This is a genomic window from Phocaeicola sp. HCN-6420, assembly GCF_037890145.1.
In the GTDB taxonomy this organism is placed as follows: domain Bacteria; phylum Bacteroidota; class Bacteroidia; order Bacteroidales; family Bacteroidaceae; genus Phocaeicola.
The window spans coordinates 1-601 of sequence record NZ_JBBKBJ010000084.1 but is presented as its reverse complement, the minus strand read 5'-3'; the positions used below and the strand labels follow the sequence as shown (position 1 = coordinate 601).

The 601-nt window shown below is 58.4% G+C and carries 1 protein-coding gene; it reads right to left on the bottom strand.

What is annotated here, in order from left to right:
* On the bottom strand, positions 1-601 hold a 601-nt coding region (locus WKT12_RS16465), incomplete at both ends, for a DNA topoisomerase (protein WP_340320332.1).

The window sequence follows — 601 nt, the reverse complement described above, 5'->3', positions numbered from 1 at the left end:
TTCGCCGTCGCAACCGTCCGTTGCGATATGGAGCTGCCAGAATGCTTCGGACGTAAAGCGGCGGTTCTCCCAGTAGCGTTCACATACCATAGCCAACGTTGGTGTCTGCACCCGCCCCACGGAATACGTGCCGTGTCCGGCGGCGATGGATAACGCCTGTGTGCCGTTGATGCCCACGAGCCAGTCGGATTCGCTCCGCGCTTTGGCGGCGAGGTAGAGGTTGTCGTATTTGCTGCCGTCTTCGAGTTTCCGCAGTCCCTCGCGGATAGCTTTGTCGGTGAGAGAGCTGATCCACAGGCGCACGAAAGGAGTGGTGCAACCCGTATAGTGGTAGAGGTAGCGGAAGATAAGCTCTCCCTCGCGTCCGGCATCGGTCGCCACGATGATATGTTCGCTTGTGTCGAACAGTCTTTTGATGACTTTTATCTGCGACACCACGCCGCTGTCGGGCTTGTAACCTTTCTCCGTCCTGACCTGACGGGGGACGAGCGTGAATGTGTCGGGAATAATCGGGAGGTTGTCACGGACAAATCCGCGCACGCCGTAGCCGTCGGGCATGGCAAGCTGAACGAGGTGTCCGAATGCCCATGTCACGGCATAA